Raw genomic sequence first — 17,154 nt, 5'->3', positions numbered from 1 at the left:
ACGTGGTTGCTGGAAAAGCCCTGTCTTGCGACGGGGCTTTTTCGTTTGTGGGGTGAGTCTCTTGCAAAGCTGTTTGTAATGGGCTCCAGCGCTGGATTTGCGGTCGTTGATTGAGGTCGCTGCGCTCATTTTTGCAAGAGTCTTATGTCTAGATTTTTTCGGCTCGTCCGTATGGCGAGAGGCGTTTTGTTATGAAGTTTGTTGATGAAGTATCGATTCGAGTAAAGGCCGGCGACGGCGGCAACGGTTGCATGAGCTTCCGTCGCGAGAAATTCATCGAAAACGGCGGCCCGAACGGCGGTGACGGTGGTGATGGCGGTTCGGTGTACATGATCGCCGATGAAAACCTCAACACCCTGGTGGACTACCGTTACACCCGGCACTTCGATGCCGAGCGCGGCTCCAACGGCGGCAGCACCGACTGCACCGGCAAGAAAGGTGAAGAGCTGGTGTTGCGTGTTCCGGTCGGCACGACTGTCATCGATGCGGCCACCCAGGAAGTGATCGGCGACCTGACCAAGGCTGGCCAGAAACTGCTGGTGGCTCACGGCGGCTGGCACGGCCTGGGCAACACCCGTTTCAAATCCAGTACCAACCGCGCTCCGCGTCAGACCACTCCGGGCAAGCCGGGTGAGGCGCGTGACCTGAAACTGGAAATGAAAGTGTTGGCGGACGTGGGTCTGCTGGGCTTGCCGAATGCGGGCAAAAGTACCTTCATCCGCTCGGTGTCGGCCGCCAAGCCGAAAGTCGCCGACTACCCGTTCACCACACTGGTGCCGAACCTGGGCGTGGTCAGCGTCGATCGCTGGAAGAGCTTCGTGGTCGCGGACATTCCGGGCCTGATCGAAGGCGCTTCCGATGGTGCAGGCCTGGGGATTCGCTTCCTCAAGCACTTGTCGCGTACCCGTTTGCTGCTGCACCTCGTGGACATGGCGCCGCTTGACGACACCAGTGCCCCGGATGCTGCCGAAGTGATCGTCAGCGAACTGACCAAGTTCAGCCCGTCCCTGGCTGAGCGTGATCGTTGGCTGGTGCTGAACAAGTGCGACCAGATCCTTGAAGAAGAGCACGATGCTCGCGTCAAGGAAATCGTCGATCGCCTGGAGTGGACCGGTCCGGTTTACGTGATCTCTGCCATTTCCAAGTTGGGCACCGAGCGTCTGTGCCACGACATCATGCGTTACATGGAAGATCGTGCCGATCGCCTGGCGAACGACCCGGCTTACAAGGAAGAGCTGGCCGATCTCGATCAGCGCATCGAAGACGAAGCCCGTGCTCAGTTGCAAGCCCTGGACGACCAGCGTGCACTGCGTCGCAGCGGCGTGAAGTCGGTCCATGACATCGGCGACGATGATTGGGACGAGGAAGACGTGGATGATGAGGACGGTCCGGAAATCATTTACGTGCGTGACTGATTCGTTGCAGTAAACTTAAGCGCCGCTCAATTGAGCGGCGTTTTGGTATCTGGAAATCGGTAGTCACGAATAACGTTACGGGCAGCGCTGGGTCGCGCTGTCCTCAAGCTAAGGTTGAAGATGATGCGGAGCAAGGTGACAGGTGCGCAGCGTTGGGTCGTGAAAATCGGCAGCGCTTTGCTGACGGCGGACGGCAAGGGCCTGGATCGCGCGGCAATGGGTGTCTGGGTCGAACAGATGGTGGCCTTGCATGAGGCGGGCGTTGAGCTGGTGCTGGTGTCCTCCGGGGCGGTGGCAGCGGGCATGAGCCGTCTGGGCTGGACCGTACGACCCAGTGCGATGCACGAGTTGCAGGCGGCGGCCGCCATCGGTCAGATGGGCCTGGTTCAGGCCTGGGAATCGAGCTTTGCCGAGCATGGCCGACATACCGCGCAGATTCTCCTGACGCACGACGACCTGTCCGACCGCAAGCGCTACCTGAACGCCCGCAGCACCTTGCGTGCCTTGGTCGAGTTGAAAGTGATCCCGGTGATCAACGAAAACGACACGGTGGTGACGGATGAAATCCGTTTCGGTGACAACGACACGCTGGCGGCGCTGGTGGCCAACCTGGTCGAAGCTGATTTACTGGTGATCCTGACGGATCGCGACGGCATGTTCGATGCCGATCCGCGCAACAATCCCGATGCCAAGCTGATTTACGAAGCGCGCGCCGATGACCCGGCGCTGGACGCTGTGGCGGGTGGTACCGGTGGTGCGTTGGGGCGCGGCGGCATGCAAACCAAGTTGCGCGCGGCGCGTCTGGCGGCGCGTTCCGGTGCGCACACCATCATCGTTGGCGGACGCCTCGAGCGTGTCCTGGATCGCCTGAAGGCGGGCGAGCGTATCGGCACCTTGCTGTCGCCTGAACGCGGCATGCTGGCAGCGCGCAAACAATGGCTGGCCGGCCATTTGCAAACCCGCGGCACGCTGGTGCTGGATGCGGGCGCGGTGACGGCGTTGTCCCAAGGCAACAAAAGCCTGCTGCCGGTCGGCGTCAAGCTCGTCCAGGGCAGTTTCCGTCGCGGCGAAATGGTGGTGTGTGTGGCGCCGGACGGTCGTGAGATCGCCCGTGGTCTGGCCAACTACAGCGCGCTGGAAGCGCAGAAAATCATCGGTCAGTCGTCTGAGGCGATTGTCGGTCTGTTGGGTTACATGGCGGAGCCGGAACTGGTTCACCGCGATAACCTGATCCTGGTCTGAAGGAATACCTGAATGCGCGTGACAAAAGGATTGTTGGGTCTGCTGTTGGTAATGCCGCTGCTGGCCTCGGCCGAGGAGATTGGCCAGGTGTCGACGGTGTTCAAGTTCGTCGGCCCGAATGACCGCATCGTGGTCGAGGCATTTGACGATCCGAAGGTGGAGGGCGTGACGTGCTACCTGTCGCGTGCCAAGACGGGGGGCGTGAAGGGTGGTCTGGGCCTGGCTGAGGATCGCGCTGAAGCGTCTATCGCCTGTCGTCAGGTGGGTCCGATCAACTTCAAGGGCGAGTTGAAGGATGGTGAAGAGGTGTTCAAGGAGCGCACCTCGCTGGTGTTCAAGACCATGCAGGTGGTGCGGTTCCTCGACAAGAAGCGCAATACGCTGGTGTACCTGGTCTACAGCGATCGCTTGATCGAGGGCAGCCCTCAGAATGCGGTGACGGCGATTCCGATTCTGCCGTGGACGCACGCTCAATAAGCTAGCGAAGATCCAAATTGTGGGGGCGAGCCTGCTCGCGATAGCGGACTTTCATTCAGCAGAGATGTTGAATGTTAGTCACTCATCGCGAGCAGGCTCGCTCCCACATTTTTTTGTCCTGTGTTTGCCAAATCACAGGCAATAAAAAACCGACCCTGGGGTCGGTTTTTCAACAAGCTTATCGCTTATGCGGCAACAGCAAGGTTCAGAGCCTTGACGTGACCGTTCAGGCGGCTCTTATGACGAGCAGCCTTGTTCTTGTGGATGATGCCTTTATCGGCCATACGGTCGATAACTGGCACGGCCAGAACGTAAGCAGCTTGAGCTTTTTCAGCGTCTTTTGCGTCGATGGCTTTAACTACATTCTTGATGTAGGTACGAACCATGGAACGCAGGCTGGCGTTGTGGCTGCGACGCTTCTCAGCCTGTTTTGCACGTTTTTTGGCGGAAGGTGTGTTGGCCACCGTCGAGCTCCTCGAAAGACTTTTTAGGAAATAGCAAACAAAATAGGCCGCGAATCATGCCGATGAGTTGATGTCTTGTCAAGGGCGGTTGAGACGTTCCGCTAAGTGGTAGGTATAAAGAGGCGGGATATTTATTTCCGGCGCTTGACCTGTAAACTCGCGAGCTTTGGCTCTGTGCTGCTGCGGCGCGGAGTATCGCATAAGTGGGCGCGTTGTTCGCCTGCTGTTTATCGACAGGCACAAACTCTTTCAATGAATCTGCTCAAATCGTTGGCCGCCGTCAGCTCTATCACGATGCTTTCCCGGATTCTGGGGTTCGTCCGTGACACCCTCATTGCGCGTACATTTGGCGCGGGGATGGCGACGGACGCCTTCTTCATCGCCTTCAAACTGCCCAATCTGCTGCGCCGGATCTTCGCCGAAGGGGCTTTTTCCCAAGCGTTCGTGCCAATTCTTGCCGAATATAAAAACCAGAAGGGCGAGGAGGCGACGCGCACTTTTGTTGCCTACGTCTCCGGTCTGCTGACGCTGGTGCTCGCCCTGGTCACTGCATTGGGCATGCTCGCGGCGCCATGGGTAATCTGGGCGACCGCGCCAGGTTTTACCGACACCCCGGAAAAATTCGAGCTGACCGCCAACCTGTTGCGGGTGACCTTTCCTTATATATTGCTGATCTCCCTGTCTTCGTTGGCCGGGGCGATTCTCAACACCTATAACCGCTTCTCGGTGCCGGCCTTCGTGCCGACCTTGCTCAACGTCAGCATGATCATCTTTTCGGTATTCCTGACGCCGTACTTCGATCCACCGGTCATGGCCCTGGGCTGGGCGGTCCTGGCAGGTGGCCTGGCACAATTGCTTTACCAACTGCCGCACCTGAAAAAAATCGGCATGCTGGTGCTGCCGCGTCTGAACCTGCGCGACAGCGGCGTCTGGCGGGTCATGAAACAAATGCTGCCGGCGATTCTCGGCGTTTCGGTGAGTCAGATTTCACTGATCATCAACACCATTTTTGCCTCGTTCCTGGTTGCTGGTTCCGTGTCCTGGATGTATTACGCCGACCGCTTGATGGAATTGCCATCCGGGGTCCTGGGCGTGGCGTTGGGCACGATTCTGCTGCCGACCCTGGCCAAGACCTATGCCAGCAAGGACCGCGCCGAGTATTCGCGGATTCTCGATTGGGGCCTGCGCCTGTGCTTCATGCTGGTGTTGCCGTGCTCGCTGGCGCTGGGGATTCTGGCCGAGCCGCTGACGGTTTCACTGTTCCAGTACGGCCAGTTCAGCGCGTTTGATGCCTCCATGACCCAGCGGGCGCTGATCGCCTATTCGGTCGGTTTGCTCGGAATTATTGTGATCAAAGTGCTGGCGCCCGGCTTTTATGCGCAACAAAACATCCGTACCCCGGTGAAAATCGCGATTTTCACGTTGATCGTCACGCAGTTGTTCAACCTGGTGCTGATCGGCCCGCTGGCCCACGCCGGTCTGGCGCTGGCGATCAGCGCTGGTGCCTGCATCAACGCCGGGCTGCTGTTCTATCAACTGCGCAAGCAGCAGATGTATCAGCCGCAACCAGGCTGGGCGAAGTTTGGCGGCAAACTGGTGGTCGCGGTTGCGGTGATGTCTGCGGTGTTGCTGGCCGGAATGCACTTTATGCCGGCCTGGGATCAGGGCCACATGCTTGAGCGATTCCTGCGGCTGGGCGCTCTGGTAGGGGCTGGCGTGGTCTCGTATTTCGGCATGTTGCTGTTGATGGGCTTCCGTTTGCGCGACTTCAATCGCAAGGCGTTGAGCTGAGGCTTCGGCCTCGATAAACACGGGCGGGGCGGCGGTTTTGTCGGCTCGATCACTTTGGGTTACGGTGTTGCCTGTCGTCGGCCGCCGGGTGTGGTTATAATCGACCACTTTATGAGCAAGAAGCGCGTTATGCAGCTGGTTCGAGGCCTCCACAACCTGCGCCCCCAGCATCGGGGCTGTGTCGCCACTATTGGCAACTTTGACGGTGTTCACCGTGGCCACCAGGCTATCCTGGCGAGGCTGCGTGAGCGAGCGCTCGAGTTGAGCGTACCCAGCTGCGTGGTGATTTTCGAGCCGCAGCCGCGGGAGTTTTTCGCCCCGGATACGGCACCGGCCCGTCTGGCCCGTCTGCGAGACAAACTGCAGCTGCTGGCTGCCGAAGGTGTCGACCGGGTTCTGTGCCTGGCCTTCAACCAGCGCCTGAGCAAGCTCAGTGCCAGCGAGTTCGTCGATACCATTCTGGTGGACGGCCTCGGCGTCCAGCACCTTGAGGTCGGTGACGACTTCCGCTTCGGCTGTGACCGGGTAGGGGATTTCGATTTCCTGCAACAGGCCGGCGTCATGCAAGGCTTCACTGTCGAAGCGGCGCAAACCGTTGAGCTGGAGGGTATTCGCGTCAGCAGCACGCAGGTGCGAAATGCCCTGGCCGCTGCAGATTTTGCCTTGGCCGAACGCCTGCTCGGTCGTCCGTTCCAGATTACCGGGCGCGTGTTGCACGGCCAGAAGCTGGCGCGCCAACTGGGTACGCCCACCGCCAACATTCAACTCAAGCGTCGTCGTGTGCCGTTGTCCGGGGTTTACCTGGTCGACATCGACATCGACATCGACGGCAAGACCTGGCCAGGCGTCGCCAATATCGGCGTGCGGCCAACGGTCCAAGGGGATGGCAAGGCCCACCTCGAAGTCCATCTTTTAGATTTTGCCGGCGATCTGTATGACCGGCGTTTGACGGTGGTTTTCCACCAAAAGCTGCGTGAAGAGCAGCGTTTCGCCTCTCTGGAGGCGCTTAAGACGGCGATCAATGCGGATGTCGCCGCCGCCCGTGCCCTGTCGCACCTAGCGCCAATCGCTAATGAAGAGCCATAAATGACCGACTATAAAGCCACGCTAAACCTTCCGGACACCGCCTTCCCAATGAAGGCCGGCCTGCCTCAGCGCGAACCGCAGATTCTGCAGCGCTGGGACAGCATTGGCCTGTACGGTAAGTTGCGCGAAATTGGCAAGGATCGTCCGAAGTTCGTACTTCACGACGGTCCTCCGTACGCCAACGGCACGATTCACATCGGTCATGCGCTGAACAAGATCCTCAAGGACATGATCATTCGCTCGAAGACCCTGTCGGGTTTCGACGCGCCTTATGTTCCGGGCTGGGATTGCCACGGCCTGCCGATCGAGCACAAAGTCGAAGTGACCCACGGCAAGAACCTGGGCGCGGACAAGACCCGCGAACTGTGCCGTGCCTACGCCACCGAGCAGATCGAAGGCCAGAAGTCCGAGTTCATCCGCCTGGGCGTGTTGGGCGACTTCGCCAACCCGTACAAGACCATGGATTTCAAGAACGAGGCCGGTGAAATCCGCGCGCTCGCCGAAATCGTCAAGGGCGGTTTCGTGTTCAAGGGCCTCAAGCCTGTGAACTGGTGCTTTGACTGCGGTTCGGCCCTGGCTGAAGCGGAAGTCGAGTACGAGAACAAGAAGTCCTCGACCATCGACGTGGCGTTCCCGATTGCCGATGAAGCCAAACTGGCTGCCGCTTTCGGTCTGTCGTCCCTGGCCAAACCGGCTTCGATCGTGATCTGGACCACCACCCCGTGGACCATCCCGGCCAACCAGGCGCTGAACGTTCACCCGGAATTCAACTACGCCCTGGTCGATGTCGGCGACAAACTGCTGGTGTTGGCTGAAGAGCTGGTCGAATCCTGCCTGGCCCGTTACAGCCTGGAAGGCTCGGTCATCGCGACCACCACCGGTAAAGAACTGGAACTGATCAACTTCCGTCACCCGTTCTACGATCGCCTGTCGCCGGTTTACCTGGCCGACTACGTTGAACTGGGCGCCGGCACCGGCGTGGTTCACTCCTCGCCGGCCTACGGTGTAGACGACTTCGTGACCTGCAAGAAATATGGCATGGTCAACGATGACATCATCAATCCGGTTCAAAGCAACGGCGTTTACGTACCGTCGCTGGAGTTCTTCGGCGGCCAGTTCATCTGGAAAGCCAACCCGGCCATCGTCGACAAACTGACCGAAGTCGGTGCGCTGCTGCACACCACCATCATCGAACACAGCTACATGCACTGCTGGCGTCACAAGACTCCGTTGATCTATCGCGCCACCGCGCAGTGGTTCATCGGCATGGACAAAGAGCCTGCGACCGGCGAAACCCTGCGCAAGCGGGCGATCAAAGCCATCGAAGACACCAAGTTCGTTCCAGCCTGGGGCCAGGCGCGCCTGCACTCGATGATCGCCAACCGTCCGGACTGGTGCATCTCCCGTCAGCGCAACTGGGGCGTGCCGATCCCGTTCTTCCTGAACAAGGAAAGCGGCGAACTGCACCCGCGTACCGCCGAGCTGATGGAAGAAGTCGCCAAGCGCGTCGAAGTCGAAGGCATCGAAGCCTGGTTCAAGATGGACGCGGCCGAGTTGCTCGGTGACGAAGCGCCGCAGTACGACAAGATCAGCGACACCCTGGACGTCTGGTTCGATTCGGGTACCACGCATTGGCACGTCCTGCGCGGTTCGCACCCGATGGGCCACGAGACCGGCCCACGTGCCGACCTGTACCTGGAGGGTTCGGACCAGCACCGCGGCTGGTTCCACTCGTCGCTGCTGACCGGTTGCGCCATCGACAACCACGCGCCGTACCGCGAGCTGCTGACCCACGGTTTCACCGTGGATGAGTCCGGTCGTAAAATGTCCAAATCGCTGGGCAACGTGATCGCGCCGCAAAAGGTCAACGACACCCTGGGTGCCGACATCATGCGTCTGTGGGTCGCTTCTACCGATTACTCGGGTGAAATGGCGGTGTCCGAGCAGATCCTGCAACGCAGTGCGGACGCCTACCGGCGGATCCGTAACACCGCGCGGTTCCTGCTCTCCAACCTGACCGGTTTCAACCCGGCCACCGACATCCTGCCGGCCGAAGAAATGCTCGCGCTGGACCGTTGGGCCGTGGACCGCACGCTGCTGCTGCAACGCGAGCTGCAAGAGCACTACGGCGAATACCGCTTCTGGAACGTCTACTCCAAGATCCACAACTTCTGCGTGCAGGAGCTGGGCGGTTTCTACCTCGATATCATCAAGGACCGTCAGTACACCACTGGCGCCAACAGCAAGGCCCGCCGTTCGGCGCAAACCGCGCTGTACCACATCTCCGAAGCGCTGGTGCGCTGGATCGCGCCGATCCTCGCGTTCACCGCCGACGAACTGTGGGAATACCTGCCGGGCGAGCGCAACGAATCGGTGATGCTCAACACCTGGTACGAAGGCCTGACCGAACTGCCGGAAAACGTTGAGCTGGGCCGCGCCTACTGGGAGCGGATCATGGCGGTGAAGGTCGCTGTGAACAAGGAAATGGAAATCCAGCGCGCGGCCAAGGCCGTCGGTGGCAACCTGCAAGCCGAAGTGACGCTGTTTGCCGAAGACGCGCTGAGCGCCGACCTGGCCAAGCTGAGCAACGAACTGCGCTTCGTGCTGATCACCTCGACCGCCAGCGTTGCACCTTTTGTTCAGGCACCAGCGGACGCGGTAGTCACCGAAGTCAGCGGCCTGAAGCTGAAAATCGTCAAGTCGGCCTTCGCCAAGTGCGCCCGTTGCTGGCACTGCCGTGAAGACGTCGGCGTGAATCCGGAGCACCCGGAAATCTGCGGTCGTTGCGTCGACAACATCAGCGGCGCAGGCGAGGTTCGTCACTATGCCTAATGCCATTGGCCGTTTCGGACGGCTGGGCTGGCTCTGGTTGAGTTTGCTGGTCCTGGTCATCGACCAGGCCAGCAAGTTCTACTTTGAAGGCTCGCTGAAGATGTATCAGCAGATCGTGGTGATCCCCGATTACTTCAGCTGGACCCTGGCCTATAACACCGGCGCGGCGTTCAGCTTCCTGGCCGACAGCTCGGGCTGGCAGCGCTGGCTGTTTGCCCTGATCGCGGTCGTGGTCAGTGCGGTGCTGGTGGTGTGGCTCAAACGTCTGGGGCGCAACGAAACGTGGCTGGCCATTGCGCTGGCCCTGGTACTCGGTGGCGCGCTGGGCAATCTGTATGACCGCATTGCCCTGGGCCATGTGATCGATTTCATTCTGGTGCATTGGCAGAACCGCTGGTACTTCCCGGCGTTCAACTTTGCCGACAGTGCGATTACTGTGGGTGCGGTGATGCTGGCGCTGGACATGTTCAAATCCAAGAAAACCGGAGAAGCCGTTCATGACTGAACAGGTATTGGCTGAGCAACGCATCCGCCAGAACACGGAAGTCACCTTGCACTTTGCACTGCGCCTGGAGAACGGCGACACCGTCGACAGCACCTTCGACAAAGCCCCGGCGACCTTCAAGGTCGGCGACGGTAACCTGTTGCCAGGTTTCGAAGCGGCCCTGTTCGGCTTCAAGGCGGGCGACAAGCGTACGCTGACGATTCAGCCGGAAAACGCTTTTGGTCAGCCGAACCCGCAAAACGTACAGATCATCCCGCGCTCGCAGTTCAAGGACATGGAACTGTCACCGGGTTTGCTGGTGATCTTCAACGATGCGGCCAATACTGAGCTGCCTGGCGTTGTGAAAGAGTTCGATGACGAGCAAGTGACCATCGACTTCAACCATCCGCTGGCTGGCAAGACATTGACCTTTGACGTCGAGATCATCAGCGTCAAATCGCTGTAGAAGCTTTTCTGTGGGAGCCGGCAAGCCGGTTCCTGCAATGATTTAATTTTCTTGCGCGCAAGACACGAGGCACAGCATGCAAATCAAACTCGCCAACCCCCGTGGCTTCTGCGCCGGAGTGGACCGGGCGATCGAAATCGTCAACCGCGCCCTGGAAGTCTTCGGGCCGCCGATCTATGTGCGCCACGAAGTGGTACACAACAAATTCGTCGTTGAAGACCTGCGTGCTCGCGGCGCGATCTTCGTCGAGGAACTGGATCAGGTGCCTGACGACGTCATCGTGATCTTCAGTGCCCACGGCGTTTCCCAGGCTGTACGCACCGAAGCTGCCGGCCGTGGCCTCAAAGTGTTCGACGCGACGTGCCCGCTGGTGACCAAGGTGCACATCGAAGTCGCGCGTTACAGCCGCGATGGCCGTGAATGCATTCTGATCGGCCACGCCGGTCACCCGGAAGTCGAAGGCACCATGGGCCAGTACGATGGCAGCAATGGTGGCGCGATCTATCTGGTCGAGGACGAAAAAGACGTTGCCGCGTTGCAGGTTCACAACCCCGAAAAACTGGCGTTCGTCACCCAGACTACCCTGTCCATGGACGATACCAGCCGCGTCATCGACGCCCTGCGTACGCGCTTTCCGGCGATCGGTGGTCCGCGCAAGGACGACATCTGCTACGCGACGCAAAACCGCCAGGATGCAGTCAAGCAACTGGCTGACGAATGCGATGTGGTGTTGGTGGTCGGCAGCCCGAACAGCTCCAACTCCAATCGCCTGCGTGAGCTGGCCGAGCGCATGGCCACCCCGGCCTACTTGATCGACGGTGCCGAAGACCTGCAAAAAAGCTGGTTCGATGGTGTCGAGCGTATCGGCATCACCGCGGGCGCTTCCGCTCCGGAAGTGCTGGTGCGTGGCGTGATTCAGCAACTGCAGGCCTGGGGCGCTACCAGTGCCGATGAGCTGGCCGGTCGTGAGGAGAACATCACGTTCTCCATGCCTAAAGAGTTACGCGTTCGTTCGCTGCTTTGATTTTTCTCCTTTCTCGCACAATGCCTGTGCCGTCTTATCGCTGCGCAGGCTGACTCGACCGGTTGCGGCCAGCACCACCTGAAGCTGGCTCACCGGCGCACGAGCATCGCAAAGGTGCAACGTTCCGGCTTGAAAAGCTTTTTTGGGCATCAGCGGCTCACCCAGACTGCTGAAACGTATGTATCGCCTGACCCACCAATTGCCGACAATCGGCACCCCGGTGCCGCTCGCGTGCTCGACCACAACCGGGTTGCTGCGATCCTCCGACCCTTTTCCACTGATGTCGAGAATGATTCGCCAGCCCTGACCCCAATCGCCGTTGATGCCGTGAATCACAACGCTCTGATTGCGCGAGATAGCGAGGGTTCTGGCATTGCGTATACCGTTGATCAACGACTGCGCTGCTGCTTCTCGATGGTTCGATTCCGTAAGCGCTGCGAACGCCGGACTGACCAAATGTAGAACAATTCCGACAATCATCAGTCCCATGAGCAGTTCAACCAGACTGAAACCCTGCTGGCGCATGAAATCTCCCTCCCTGGAATGCGGTGGCCCGCGCAATCCTTGCGCGAGTAATGGCAAAACAACCGAACATCTATCGGTCGAATGTTCTAGCGTGTAACAGCAGGTATAGCCGACGGCAACGGAGGGCACCGATGGGGCATCGTACAAAAGGTTTCACGCTGATCGAGTTGCTGGTCGCGCTCGCGGTCTTTCTGATCCTGATTACCCTGGCGGTGCCGGCGTTTACCCGTTCGGTGCAAGGCACCAAGGCAGACACCGAGATCGGCGATCTGCAGCGAGCTTTGAATTTCGCCCGACTCGAAGCCATCGACCGCGGCATTACTACCCGGGTGCGGCCAACGGCCGGCGGTAGCGTCTGGACCGGGGAACTGGCGGTCTACGACAGTACTGGCACGCCGGCCAATGTATTGCGGGTTGTTCCAGCGATGAGCAGCGGCGCGACTCTGACACTAACCTCAGGAGTGACCGCCATCGATTTCAACAATCTGGGGGGGCTGTCGGCACCGTCCACGACGGTGGTGATCAGCTATGTACTGGGGGCGCAAAGCAGGACGCTGAATGTGTGTTTGAACGGACGAATTCTATTGGGTGGAAGTTGCGGATGAGGGGATGGAGCAAGCGTGCACAGGAGGGCATGACGCTGATCGAGGTGCTGGTGGCGTTGTTGATTCTGAGCGTGGGCCTGTTGGGGGCGGCGGCGTTTCAGCTCAATGCGCTGAAGTACACCGACAGCTCGCGGATGACCAGCCAGGCCAGTTTCATCGCCTACGACATGATGGACCGCATCCGCGCCAACTCCGGCGCCGATTACACCGTCACGCCGCCGACGTCGGGCAACCTGAGTGTCGCGCGGGATCAGGACCTGTACGACTTCACCTCCAACATCGTCAATTTCCTCGGCAGCACCGCCACGGGCAGCGTCACGCTCAATCAGCGCGTGTACACCATCACCATCACCTGGGACGACTCCCGGGCAGCCAACACCGCCAATTCCCGCCGCAGCTTTGTGCTGACCAGTCGTGCCGCGGTCGATCCGGTGTCGACGCCATGAACCGGCTCAACAGAGGTTTCGGCCTGATCGAAATGCTGATCGCCCTGGCGTTGAGCCTGGTCGTGGTACTCGGCGTGGCGCAGGTTTTTATCGCCGCCAAGAACACCTACGTCAGTCAGAACGCGGCGGCGAACATACAGGAAGATGCGCGTTTCGTGCTGAGCAAGATGATTCAGGAAATCCGCATGGTGGGGATGTTTGGTTGCCTGGGGACGATTACCGATGCCAGCGCGGGGGGAAGTTTTTATCTCAGCCAGGTAGCGCCGATCAGTTGGGACAATGCCACGCTCAAGCTGACCCTGGTGACGGCCGATGTGGGAGCAGGCGGCGGCACGCCGACCTGGACGGTGGTTTCCGATTGCCGAAACACGGCGACGGCTTATTCCAATGTGCAGTCTCCTGCGACGGGACAGCTGGCGTTTCCGATTCGGCGGCTGATCTACAGCCTCAAGAACGGGCAATTGACGATGGGCACTGGCATCGGGACGCCGGCTCAGGCGGTACTTATCGACAATGTCAGCAAATTCGACGTGAGCTTCGGTCTCGCTGCGTCGGCCACCGATACCGCCGCTTCCAGTTACAGCCCCAACCCATCCGACCCTGCGCGAATCCGTAGCGTGCGCCTGACACTGACGCTGAGAGATCCGGACAGTCGCGTTCGCGAGCAAACCTTCAACGCGGTTGCAGCATTGCGCAACCGCCTGCCATGAGGGGAGGGCCGATGAATTTCTCTTCCGTGACCTCTCACACCCAGCGCGGCATGGCGTTGCTGGTCAGCCTGGTGTTCCTACTGTTGCTGACCCTGATCGGCATTTCATCGATGCAGAACGCCACCCTCCAGGAAAAAATGGCCACCAGCGTGACCCTGCGCAATCAGTCGTTCCAGATCGCCGAAGCTGCGTTGCGCATCGGTGAAAGTGCGGTGCAACTGAGTACTTATACGTTGCCGGTTTGCAGCGGCAATCAATGTTTGCCGCCCGCCGAGTCATCGACCATCACGGCTGCCGGTCTCAATTCCACTTCGGGGGTCACCTGGATCGCCGCCGCCAACGGTTTCTACGGGGTGCAGAACATCGGCACCACGTTGAACGCGGTGAATGTACCGAGCAACACCTCTGCGACGCTTTATCGGGTCACGGCAGTGGCCATCGTCGGCAATAACGTTCGCAGTGTGGTGGAGAGCATCTATGCCAAGTACTGATAGGTGTTCCGGGATCTGGCGTTTGCTTTCTGGCGTTGCATTGGGCCTGTACCTGTCAGCCCCTGCGTACGCGTTTACGCCCTCGGACTCGCCCCTGCTGAGCGCTGCTGCGGTCCCGCCAAACGTGATGCTGCTGATCGACGATTCGGGAAGCATGAACAACATCATTTGGGCACCGGATTTCAATCCCGCAGCCAATCAAGCGCCAATTGCGAATTGCAGCTCCAACTCCTCATGTTTCACTGGTCAGAGCCTGGACATGGACGATACCAATATCGCTCTGTCGAGCCTGTATCGCGGCGGTTGTTCGACCAACGGCAATTGGTACGGTTTTTATAGGGGTTTTTTGGGGCTGTCATCGATTTGTCTTAAGTTGCCTGACCCGGTGGGCAATGAAAACACCCGTTACACGGCTAATTACCTCTCTTATCTGGTAACACAGGCCAATGGTGCAAACCGGGATTACACCACCGGAGCGATCCCCAACGATTACCGGATGAATGTCGCGAAGGAGGTGTCCAAAAAACTCGTCACCAGTAATCGCGCGCTGCGTATCGGCCTGTCGACGTTTAATCCGCCTACGAGCTCTAACTCCGGCCCTGGTGGTTTTATTGCCCGCGCAGTCAGTGATTTGTCTCCCGTTGGCAGCATTACCCAAGATAAAGCGGACGATAACTTCGAGGCCCTGATTTCATCGATCACGGGCTTGAGTGCAATCGCCAATACCCCATTGGCCGAAACCTATTACGAGATCACGCGGTACATGCGCGGCATGGCGCCCTACTACAACTCGACACCTACCACTTACACCAGCCCGATCCAGTATCGCTGCCAGAAAAACTACGGCGTGGTGGTCACCGATGGCTTGCCTACGTTCGACCGGACCTTCCCGACCAACGACCCGCTGGGTGGCAGCCGTTTGCCGAACTGGGACGGCATCAGGGCGAACGATGGCGACAACCTCTCCGGTGATGGCGAGGGTGATACGTTGTACCTGGACGACATTGCCAAATTCGCCTTCGACATCGATATGCGTAACACCGGTACCGACGCCGCCGGCAAGAACTGGAACGCCACAGATTTCCCCACACAGAACATGAACACCTACACCGTAGGCTTCACTGCTGCGAATCAGATGTTGTCGGACGCCGCCAGATACGGGCAGGGCAAGTATTATCAGGCAACAGACAGCGTCGGCCTCAACGCCGCGCTGGCATCCGCCCTGAGCGACATCACGACTAAGGCCGGTTCAGGTGGGAGCGGCACCACCAGCAGCTCAATCGTCGGGGTCGGTTCCGCTTACTACCAGACCAGCTACGACCCGAAGGACTGGCGCGGCACCATCAAATCCTATGGGTTCACTGCCAGTGGCGCGGTCAATACCGCCTCGGTGCTCTGGACCACTGACACGGCCATCGTACCCGGTGCAACGGCGCCTGTTTACCAGTCGTGGAACACCGTGAGTAATGCTCCCGTCCCCCTGGCTTACACCAGCTTCGCTCCGGCGCAGCGGACGGTGTTGAGTCAAGGACTGCCCACCGACATCACCGGCAGCGACCTGGTGGAGTGGAGCAAGGGCACCAACAAAACCGGCTTGAAAGTGCGCAGTGTGCTGCTCGGCGATATCATCAACTCGCCTCTGGTGCTGGCCTCGCCGACGGATAAAACCGCATCGGATCTGGTGAGCGACACCAGCTACAGCACCTATCTGGCGACCAAAGCCACCAGCATGAACTCCAGTCTGGTGGTCAATGCCAACGACGGGTTTGTCAGCGTCATCAACTCAGGTAACGGCGCGAGGCGCTATGCCTACATGCCTTCCAGTGTCTTGCCATCGCTGCGCTATATCGCCGATACCGCTTATATCAACGGCGTCAGCCACAAGTTTCTGGTCGACGGTCAGGTCGGCGTATTCGATGCACAACTTAACAGCGCCTGGAAAACCCTGGCGCTCGGCGGGACCGGGGCGGGTGGCAAGACTTTTTACGCGCTGCAGTTGTTCGACGCGTCGCCCAGTAACGTGATCAAGGCGTTGTGGGAAATCAGTGCTCCCGCGACTGCAAACCCGACGAACGTTTTCAATGATCTGGGTTATGCCTACGCCCGTCCCGAAGTGGCACGCTTGTCGAATGGGCGGTGGGCAGCGTTCATCTCCAACGGCTATGGCAGCAACTCGGGCGTGGCAGCGTTGTACGTGGTGGATGTCTTTGATGGGTCGCTGATCAAGAAAATCGTGGTCGACAGTACGGAGACTACCAACGGCTTGTCGTCGGTGAAGCTCAAGGTCAACTCGCAGAATGTGGTGCAAGCCGCCTATGGTGGCGATCTGAAAGGAAGGCTGTGGAAATTTGATTTAAGCGGCACCAGCACGGATACCTGGGGCGTAGCGTTTTCCGGCAAGCCTTTGTTCACGGCAGCGGGCGGCGCCACCCAGCCCATCACTGCGCAGCCGTTACTGGCGGACAATTCACTGGGCGGCAAAGTGGTGTTTTTCGGCACCGGCAAGTTCAACGAGACTGCCGACAAGACAAGCAAGGATCTGCAGGCGTTCTATGCGGTGTGGGACGCGGACGGCGGTTCCGGGCAGATCACCACCTCCAGTTTGCAGGCCCAATCGGTGACTGGCGTGTTCTCGGGGAGCTCGGGGCAATTCATCACCACCAGCCAGAACGAAGTGACCTATCCGGCGGAGAAGGGCTGGTACCTGCCACTGGTCTACAACAACGTACTGACCGGTGAGCGGGTGATCAGCCAGGCGTCCCTGGTGTTGGGGCGAATCGTATTTACCACAGCCAACGTCGACACCACGGATCCTTGTGCCAGTTTCGGCACCGGCAAACTGGTCGAACTGGATGCGTTCAGCGGTAAGATGCTCAATTACGCGGTGCTCGATACTAACAACGACGGGGTAGTCGACAGCGCGGACACGATATCCAGTGGGGTGATTTTCACTGGAGGGATGCCGTTCTTGAGCGCCATTACCAACGGTGGAACCGGCAAGATCGTGACCGATACCGGTTCCACGGTGACCAAGCTGACCGAGAAGGGCGGCGGCGGCAGCCGTCGCATCATGTGGCGACAAATTCAGTAAGTGAG

At 59.3% G+C, this 17,154-nt stretch carries 16 protein-coding genes; 14 read left to right on the top strand and 2 right to left on the bottom strand.

From position 1 onward, the window contains the following. Positions 1–191: 191 nt before the first annotated feature. From cgtA to B723_RS00440, 3 genes are all read left to right on the top strand, one after another. A complete protein-coding gene (gene cgtA / locus B723_RS00450; protein WP_017340858.1) occupies positions 192–1,415 on the top strand; it encodes an Obg family GTPase CgtA in 1,224 nt (407 codons plus the stop codon). A gap of 123 nt (positions 1,416–1,538) precedes the next feature. Next, positions 1,539–2,657: a glutamate 5-kinase gene (proB, locus tag B723_RS00445; protein ID WP_017340857.1), complete on the top strand. Its 1,119-nt coding sequence runs from the start codon at positions 1,539–1,541 to the stop codon at positions 2,655–2,657. Between the two features lie 12 nt (positions 2,658–2,669). Beyond that, a complete protein-coding gene (locus B723_RS00440; RefSeq protein ID WP_017340856.1) occupies positions 2,670–3,134 on the top strand; it encodes a CreA family protein in 465 nt (154 codons plus the stop codon). A 185-nt stretch (positions 3,135–3,319) separates the two neighbouring features. Here the strand turns inward: B723_RS00440 and rpsT are convergent, their stop codons facing one another. Next, on the bottom strand, positions 3,320–3,598 hold the full coding sequence (rpsT, locus tag B723_RS00435; RefSeq protein ID WP_008154937.1) for a 30S ribosomal protein S20: 279 nt from the start codon (positions 3,596–3,598) through the stop codon (positions 3,320–3,322). 252 nt (positions 3,599–3,850) lie between these two features. On the opposite strand from rpsT, the gene murJ reads away from it, so the two are divergent. From murJ to ispH, 6 genes are all read left to right on the top strand, one after another. Further along, on the top strand, positions 3,851–5,389 hold the full coding sequence (murJ, locus tag B723_RS00430) for a murein biosynthesis integral membrane protein MurJ (protein ID WP_017340855.1): 1,539 nt from the start codon (positions 3,851–3,853) through the stop codon (positions 5,387–5,389). Positions 5,390–5,518: 129 nt separating this feature from the next. Next, entirely contained in the window at positions 5,519–6,475 is a 957-nt protein-coding gene (ribF, locus tag B723_RS00425) for a bifunctional riboflavin kinase/FAD synthetase (RefSeq protein WP_017340854.1), read from the top strand. After that, the gene (gene ileS / locus B723_RS00420; protein WP_017340853.1) at positions 6,476–9,307 is read left to right on the top strand and encodes an isoleucine--tRNA ligase; all 2,832 of its coding nucleotides are present in this window, start codon (positions 6,476–6,478) and stop codon (positions 9,305–9,307) included. Continuing rightward, positions 9,300–9,812: a signal peptidase II gene (gene lspA, locus B723_RS00415; protein ID WP_017340852.1), complete on the top strand. Its 513-nt coding sequence runs from the start codon at positions 9,300–9,302 to the stop codon at positions 9,810–9,812. The genes ileS and lspA overlap by 8 nt, the downstream gene beginning before the upstream one ends. Before the next feature lie 7 nt (positions 9,813–9,819). After that, the gene (gene fkpB / locus B723_RS00410; protein WP_193393009.1) at positions 9,820–10,257 is read left to right on the top strand and encodes an FKBP-type peptidyl-prolyl cis-trans isomerase; all 438 of its coding nucleotides are present in this window, start codon (positions 9,820–9,822) and stop codon (positions 10,255–10,257) included. 76 nt (positions 10,258–10,333) lie between these two features. Then, positions 10,334–11,281, top strand: a complete 948-nt coding sequence (gene ispH, locus B723_RS00405) for a 4-hydroxy-3-methylbut-2-enyl diphosphate reductase (protein ID WP_017340850.1) — start codon at positions 10,334–10,336, stop codon at positions 11,279–11,281. Here ispH and B723_RS00400 read toward each other — a convergent pair. Further along, complete coding sequence (locus B723_RS00400) at positions 11,258–11,806, bottom strand: GspH/FimT family pseudopilin (RefSeq protein ID WP_017340849.1); 549 nt, start codon at positions 11,804–11,806, stop codon at positions 11,258–11,260. The two genes, ispH and B723_RS00400, sit on opposite strands and share 24 nt — an antisense overlap. 131 nt (positions 11,807–11,937) lie before the next feature. Between B723_RS00400 and B723_RS00395 the strand changes: the two genes are divergently transcribed. The 5 genes from B723_RS00395 to B723_RS00375 are packed head-to-tail and all read left to right on the top strand — an operon-like array spanning position 11,938 to position 17,149. After that, positions 11,938–12,411 carry a GspH/FimT family pseudopilin gene (locus tag B723_RS00395; protein ID WP_017340848.1) on the top strand — a complete coding sequence of 158 codons (474 nt, stop codon included), beginning with the start codon at positions 11,938–11,940 and terminating at the stop codon, positions 12,409–12,411. Next, the gene (pilV, locus tag B723_RS00390) at positions 12,408–12,857 is read left to right on the top strand and encodes a type IV pilus modification protein PilV (RefSeq protein WP_017340847.1); all 450 of its coding nucleotides are present in this window, start codon (positions 12,408–12,410) and stop codon (positions 12,855–12,857) included. Before B723_RS00395 ends, pilV begins: the two co-directional genes overlap by 4 nt. Continuing rightward, positions 12,854–13,567, top strand: a complete 714-nt coding sequence (locus tag B723_RS00385; RefSeq protein ID WP_017340846.1) for a PilW family protein — start codon at positions 12,854–12,856, stop codon at positions 13,565–13,567. Before pilV ends, B723_RS00385 begins: the two co-directional genes overlap by 4 nt. 11 nt (positions 13,568–13,578) lie before the next feature. Then, positions 13,579–14,058: a pilus assembly PilX family protein gene (locus tag B723_RS00380; RefSeq protein ID WP_017340845.1), complete on the top strand. Its 480-nt coding sequence runs from the start codon at positions 13,579–13,581 to the stop codon at positions 14,056–14,058. Next, positions 14,045–17,149, top strand: a complete 3,105-nt coding sequence (locus B723_RS00375; RefSeq protein ID WP_031319127.1) for a pilus assembly protein — start codon at positions 14,045–14,047, stop codon at positions 17,147–17,149. The genes B723_RS00380 and B723_RS00375 overlap by 14 nt, the downstream gene beginning before the upstream one ends. The last annotated feature ends 5 nt before the right edge of the window (positions 17,150–17,154 follow it).

Source organism: Pseudomonas fluorescens NCIMB 11764 (genome assembly GCF_000293885.2).
GTDB classification, from domain to species: Bacteria; Pseudomonadota; Gammaproteobacteria; order Pseudomonadales; family Pseudomonadaceae; genus Aquipseudomonas; species Aquipseudomonas fluorescens_B.
Note: the sequence above shows the minus strand (reverse complement) of the source record. Positions and strands in the feature narration are given on the sequence as shown.